This is a genomic window from Actinoplanes sp. NPDC023801, assembly GCF_040639655.1.
In the GTDB taxonomy this organism is placed as follows: Bacteria; Actinomycetota; Actinomycetes; order Mycobacteriales; family Micromonosporaceae; genus Actinoplanes.
In genome coordinates this window covers 1-7,433 of sequence record NZ_JBFAAI010000068.1, presented here as the reverse complement: position 1 = coordinate 7,433, position 7,433 = coordinate 1, and the positions used below count along the sequence as shown (strand labels likewise).

Genomic DNA, 7,433 nt, shown 5'->3' with positions numbered 1-7,433 from the left:
CTGTTGACGGCTGCTCAATCCTGGCCTGGAGATGGCCGGCCGCGTCGTGCTGGTGTGTCGGCGTTCGGCATCAGCGGCACCAACGCACACCTGATCCTTGAGGAACCGGCAGCGCAGCCGGCCGACGTCGTGACCGACCCCCTCCCGGCGGAAGTGGGAAGCCGGGTGGTGGATGGTCCGTTGCCGTGGCTGGTGTCGGCGCGGTCGGCGGAGGCGTTGACTGCTCAGATCGAGCGGTTGCGGGAAGCGGATCTGGATCCGATCGCGGCGGCGTGGTCGCTGGCTACCACTCGGGCCGCCCTGGAACACCGGGCGGTGATGATCGAGGGCACCACTATCGAGCAGGGCGTGCTCGCTGAAGGTGGTCTGGCGTTCCTGTTCACCGGCCAGGGTGCACAGCGGGCCGGGATGGGTTTGGCGTTGGCCGCCCGGTATCCGGTGTTCGGGGAGGCGTTCGACGCGATCTGTGCCCGCTTCGACCAGCTGCTCGATGTGCCACTGCGCGAGGCGATCGACTCCGACGCAGTCAACCAGACGGTGTTCACGCAGGCCGGGTTGTTCGCGGTCGAGGTGGCGGTGTTCCGGCTGCTGGAGTCGTGGGGTGTCACCCCGGACTATCTGCTGGGGCATTCGATCGGTGAGATCGCCGCAGCCCACGTCGCCGGAGTCCTGAACCTGGACGACGCGGTCACGCTGGTCGCCGCTCGTGGCCGGCTGATGCAGGCCCTGCCGCCGGGTGGGGCGATGCTCGCGGTGCAGGCGTCCGAGGCCGAGGTCCGTGACGCGATCACCGGTCTGAACCTTGACATTGCGGCCGTCACCGGGCCGACCTCGGAGGACGCGCTCGCCGGCCGGGGCCTGGACATTGCGGCTGTCAACGGGCCGGCGTCGGTGGTCGTCTCGGGTGACGCTGCCGCGATCGAGGACCTGGCATCCCGATTCGCCAAGACAACCCGGCTGACGGTGTCGCACGCGTTCCACTCGTCGCTGATGGAGCCGATGCTCGCTGACTTCGCGGTAGTGCTGGCGGGTCTTTCCTTCGAGGCCCCGCGGATTCCGGTCGTGTCGAATCTGACCGGTGAGCCGATCGAGGAGTTCACCGCCGACTACTGGATCCGCCACGTCCGCGAGACCGTCCGGTTCGCCGACGGCGTGTCCTGGCTCGTGGACCATGGTGTGACGCGGTGTGTCGAGGTGGGTCCGTCGGGTGTGCTGTCCGGGATGGCGGCGCTGACCGCACCGGACTTGACCTACGCCGCTGCACTGCGCAAGGACCGCGACGAAACCGAGACCGTGCTCCAGGCGGCCGCGAAAATGTGGACGGCCGGAGTCCCGGTCGACTGGACGGCGATTCTCCCGGCGGCGCCGCGGATCGACTTGCCGACGTACGCGTTCCAGCGTGACCACTACTGGCTGACCCCGCTGGAGTTCCCCGCGGCGGCGTCGGCGGATCCGATCGAGTCCGAGTTCTGGCGCATGGTCGAGGGAGAGGATTTCCAGGCGCTGTCGGAGATCCTGAACACCGAGGTCCCGGCTTCGATGGGTACCGCCCTGGCGGCGTGGCGCCGGGACCGGGTGGCTTCCAGCGCGGTCGCCGCCTGGCGTTACGACGTCACCTGGCGACCGGTGACCGACCCGGCGCGGGCCGCCGGCGGTTCCTGGATCGTCGTGGTTCCGGCCGCGGGTACGGCCGAGACGATTCTCGGCGGCACCGGCCTGAACCTGATCGAGCTGACCGCCGACCCGGAGACCACCGACCGGCTGGCTCTGGCCGGCGAACTCGCCGCTCTGGCTCGCGACACCGATGCCGTGGCCGGTGTGATCGCACTGCTTCCGGCCACGGACGGCACCACTCCGCGGGGCTTCCTGACGATCGTGCAGGCGATGGCCGACAGCGGTGTGGACGCGCGTCTCTGGTGTGTGACCCGGGGCGCCGTGTCGGTCGGCCGTTCGGATCCGCTGACCGATGTGTCCGGCTCCCTGGTGTGGGGCGCGGGCCGGGTCGCGGCTCTGGAGATGCCCGAGCTGTGGGGCGGCCTGATCGATGTACCGGCCGAACTGGGTGAGCGCGAACGTCGTCGTCTGGCCGGGGTGCTCGGTGGCAACGAGGACCAGGTGGCGGTGCGGTCGTCGGGGGTGTTCGTCCGGCGGTTGCGTCCGGTCGCGCCGCCTGTGGAGCCCGCGGCGCCGCAGACGTGGGACGGCACTGTCCTGATCACCGGCGGTACGGGTGCTCTGGGCGCCCATGTTGCCCGCTGGCTGGTGGGCCGTGGTGTGAACAGCCTGGTGCTGACCTCACGCCGGGGCATGGACGCCCCCGGTGCGGCGGACCTGGTGGCCGAGCTGTCGCCGGCGCGGGTTTCGGTGGTGGCGTGCGACGTCGCCGACCGCGGCCAGGTCGCCGACCTCGTCGCCGGGATCCCGGACCTGCGCGGCGTGGTGCACGCGGCCGGGGTCAGCGGGGTGGGCCTGCTCACCGAGACGACCGTGGACGAGTTCGCCGGCATCGTGCGGGGCAAGGTCGCGGGTGCCGTACACCTGGATGAATTGACCTCTGATCTTGATCTCTTTGTCGTCTTCTCGTCGATCTCCGGCGTGTGGGGCAGCGGGGGACAGGCCGCCTACTCGGCCGGCAACGCGTTCCTCGACGGTCTGATCACGCGTCGCCGGGGCCGGGGACTGGCCGGTACCGCGGTCGCGTGGGGGCCGTGGGCCGAGGCGGGCATGCTGGTCACCGAGGACGGTGCCGAGGATTATCTGCGCCGTCGCGGGCTGCGGCCGATGGCACCGGCGCTGGCGATCCAGGCCCTGGCCGAGGCGATCGACGGCGACACCGGCTGCCTCACCGTGGCCGACGTCGACTGGCGGCAGTTCGCCCCCGTCTTCACGGCGGGCCGGCCCAGCCCGTTCCTCGGCGACGTCGTCCCGGCCGCCGAGGTGGCGGCAGCGGCCGACGACAGGTTCGCCGCGATGAACGGCCCGGAGCGCCGGAACGCCCTGCTCACCGGGGTCCGCGACGCTGTCGCCGCGGTGCTCGGCTACGACACGGTCGAACGGATCGCACCGGGCAAGGCGTTCAAGGACCTCGGTATCGACTCGCTCACCGCCGTCGAGCTCCGTGACCGGCTGCAGACCCTGACCGGGCTGTCGCTGCCCGCGAGCCTGGTGTTCGACTACCCGAGCGCGGCCCTTCTGGCTCAGCATCTCGACGCGGTCCTGGGCGGCTCGGGCACTCCCGCGGCAGCCGTTCCGCTGCTCTCCACCGCGATGGACGAGCCGATCGCGATCATCGCGATGAGCTGCCGGTTCCCCGGGGACGTACGCACTCCGGAGGACCTCTGGGAGTTCGTGCTGAACGGCGGTGACGCCGTGGCCGACTTCCCGGTCGACCGGGGCTGGAGCACCGACACCGGGGGGCTCTTCGAACCGCTCGGCGCGTTCGTCTACGACGCGGGCGACTTCGACGCCGACCTCTTCGGCATCGCCCCGCGTGAGGCGCTCGCCATGGACCCGCAGCAGCGACTCTTCCTGCAGGCGAGCTGGGAGGTGTTCGAGCGCGCCGGCATCGACCCGCTCGGGCTCTCCGGCAGCCGGACTGGTGTGTTCGCCGGCACCAACGGTCAGGACTACGCCGCACTCCTGCTCAACAGCACGATCGACAGCTACGTCAGCACTGGCAACGCGGCCGCGGTGCTGTCCGGGCGTACCGCGTACGCCTTCGGATTGGAGGGGCCGGCGGTCACCGTCGACACCGCGTGCTCCTCGTCGCTCGTGGCCCTGCACCTGGCGATGCAGGCGCTGCGCGGTGGTGAGTGCGACCTGGCTCTCGCCGGTGGCGTCACCATCATGTCGACGCCGGGCGCGTTCGCCGAGTTCGGCCGCCAGGACGGGCTTGCCGCCGACGGCCGTTGCAAGCCGTTCGCTCAAGCGGCCGACGGCACCGGCTGGGGCGAGGGCGTGGGCGTACTGCTCGTCGAACGGCTCTCCGACGCCCGGCGCAACAACCACCAGATCCTTGCGGTCGTACGGGGAAGCGCCGTCAACCAGGACGGCGCGTCCAACGGCCTGACCGCCCCGAACGGACCGGCCCAGCAGCGGGTGATCCAGCAGGCTCTGGCCAGCGCCCGGCTGACCCCGTCCGACGTGGACGTCGTCGAGGCGCACGGCACCGGCACGAAGCTGGGCGACCCGATCGAGGCGCAGGCGCTGCTCGCCACGTACGGCCAGGACCGCGACGAACCGCTGTGGCTGGGCTCGGTCAAGTCGAACATCGGGCACACCCAGGCCGCGGCCGGTGTCGCCGGCATCGTCAAGATGGTGATGGCGTTGCGGGAGGGCATCCTCCCGCCGACGCTGCACGCCGACGAGCCGACGTCACACGTCGACTGGACCGCCGGCGCCGTCGAACTTCTCACCGAGGCCCGCGACTGGCAGCCGGGTGACCGGCCGCGCCGGGTCGGCGTGTCGTCGTTCGGCGTGAGCGGCACCAACGCCCACGTGATCATCGAGGAGGCCCCGGAACAACCGGTGCCGCCGTCCGGCAGCCCGGTCGTCCAGGGCCCGCTGCCATGGCTCGTGTCGGCACGCTCCGCTGAGGCGCTTACCAGTCAGATCGAGCGGCTCCGCGCGTCCGCCCTGGATGATGCCGCCGCAGCCTGGTCGCTGGCCACGGGCCGGGCGGCCCTGGAGCACCGTGCAGTACTCCTGGACGGTGTCGTCGCCGAGTCGGCGGTGGTGTCCGAGGGTGGTCTGGCGTTCCTGTTCACCGGTCAGGGTGCGCAGCGCATCGGCATGGGTACGGGCCTGGCGGCCCGGTTCCCGGTGTTCGCGGAGGCGTTCGACGCGATCTGTGCCCGCTTCGACCAGCTGCTGGATCTGCCGCTGCGCGAGGCGATCAGCTCTGACGCGGTTAACCAGACCGTGTACACGCAGGCGGGGTTGTTCGCGGTCGAGGTGGCGGTGTTCCGGCTGCTGGAGTCGTGGGGTGTCACCCCGGACTATCTGCTGGGGCATTCGATCGGTGAGATCGCCGCCGCCCATGTCGCCGGAGTCCTGAACCTGGATGACGCGGTCACGCTGGTGGCTGCTCGTGGCCGTCTGATGCAGGCGCTGCCGCCGGGTGGGGCGATGCTCGCGGTGCAGGCGTCGGAGGCCGATGTTCCGGAGGGTGTGGACATTGCGGCGGTCAACGGGCCGGATGCGATCGTGCTGTCCGGTTCGGTGGAGGCGATCGACGCGGTCGCGCCGCGCTTTGGCAAGGCGACGCGGTTGACGGTCTCCCACGCGTTCCATTCGGTGTTGATGGAGCCGATGCTCGCCGACTTCGCTGCGGTGCTGGCGGGTCTCTCCTTCGAGGCCCCGCGGATTCCGGTCGTGTCGAATCTGACCGGTGAGCCGGTCGTGGAGTTCACCGCCGACTACTGGCTGCGGCATGTGCGCCAGGCCGTCCGGTTCGCCGACGGCGTGAGCTGGCTGGCATCGAACGGTGTGACGCGGTGTGTCGAGGTCGGTCCGTCGGGTGTGCTGTCGGGGATGGCGGCGCTGACCGCGCCGGATCTGACATACGCCGCGGTCCTGCGCAAGGACCGCGACGAGACCGAGACCGTGCTCCAGGCGGCCGCCAAGCTGTGGACGGCCGGAGTCCCGGTCGACTGGACGGCCATCCTGCCGGCGACGCCGCGGATCGATCTGCCGACCTACGCGTTCCGGGGCCGCCGGTTCTGGCCCCGCCTGGACCGGGTTTTCACCGGAGACATGGAGGCGGCCGGCCTGGTCTCCGCCGAGCATCCGCTGATCGGAGCGGCGGTTCCGGTGGCGGGCGGCGACGGGCTGCTGCTCACCGGCAAGCTCTCCACTCAGCGGGAGCCGTGGCTGGCCGACCACGTCGTACTCGGCCGGGTGGTTCTGCCCGGCACCGCCTTCGTCGAACTGGCCGTCAGCGCCGGCCGCCGGATCGGGCACCCGGTCGTCGAGGAACTCACCATCGAGGCGCCGCTCGTGCTCCCGGCGGACGGCGTCCAGCTGCAGGTCAGTGTCGGCGCCGACGACGGTGCCGGGCACTGCCCGGTGAGTGTGTACTCCCGGCCGGGCCCGGACGAGCCCTGGCTGCGGCACGCCGTCGGCAGTCTCGCCGCCGAGGCGCCGGACCGGGCGGATCCCGACCTGTCGCAGTGGCCGCCCGCCGGGGCCACCGCCGTGGACCTCGTCGGCTTCTACGACCAGGTGTCGGATCATGCCGGCCTCTCCTACGGACCGGTGTTCCAGGGGCTGCGAGCCGCTTGGCGTACCGGCGATGCCGTCTACGCCGAGGTGGCGCTGCCGGCAGACGTCCGTCCGGCCGCCGTCGCGTACGGACTGCACCCCGCCCTGCTGGACGCCGCGTTGCACGCCATCGGTCTGAGCGACTTCGGCGGGACCGGCGCGGAGACCCGGCTGCCGTTCGCGTGGGAGGACGTACGCCTGTTCGCAACGGGCGCGGGTGTCCTGCGGGTACGGCTGACAGCGGCCGGCTCGTCCGGCGTCGCCATCGACGTGGCCGACGGCACCGGTGCGGCCGTGGCCGCCATCGGACGGCTGGTGATGCGCTCCGTCACCGCCGAGGCGCTTGACGGCCCGGCGCTCGCCACCGGTGACGCCCTGTACACGGTCGACTGGACACCGGTATCCGTGCCGGACGGTGACGCGGTCGCCTTCGCGGCGATCGGTGACGACTCCTTCCGGGAGCGGTCCGGGGCTGTCTCCGCGTACGACGGATTCGCCGACCTGGCCACCGCCGCGCAACTGCCGGACCTGGTGGTGTGGCGCCCGGCCGGTCCGGCGCGCGACGACATCGTGGCCGCGGCTCACGCGCTCACCGTCGAGGCTCTCGGCGTCGTGCGTACCTGGCTGGCGGACGAGCGGTTCGCGGACACCCGCCTGGCGGTGCTGACCGATGCCGCCGTACCGGCGACCGGACCGGTCACCGACCCGGCAGCGACCGCGCTCTGGGGTCTGCTGCGCTCGGCGCAGTCCGAGAACCCGGGCCGGATCGTGCTGGTGGACCTCGACCGCGACGACCGATCCTGGTCACTGCTCGGGGGCGCGCTGACTCTTGACGAACCGGAACTCGCGGTCCGCGCCGGAACGGTGCTCGCACCACGTCTGGTGCCCGCGCCGAGCCGGCTGACGCCTCCGGACGGTGCGGAACCGTGGCGGATCGTCCCCGGCGCCGACGGTGCCCTGTCGAGCCTGTCCTTCACCGGCATCCCGGAGATCTCCGGTCCGCTGGCTACGGGCGAGGTGCGGATCTCGGTACGGGCCACCGGTGTGAATTTCCGGGATGTGCTGCTCGGACTGGGCGTGTATCCGGAGCCGGATGCGGTGATGGGCTCGGAGGGTGCTGGAGTCGTCGTTGAGGTGGGCCCTGAGGTGACGGGGCTTGCTGTCGGCGATCG

The 7,433-nt window shown here is 71.5% G+C and carries 1 protein-coding gene; it reads left to right on the top strand.

The genetic code is table 11. The annotated features are described in order from the left end of the window. Positions 1 to 54 precede the first annotated feature (54 nt). A partial coding sequence (locus AB0G04_RS43985; protein WP_360996652.1) for an SDR family NAD(P)-dependent oxidoreductase occupies positions 55 to 7,433 on the top strand: 7,379 nt, incomplete at its 3' end.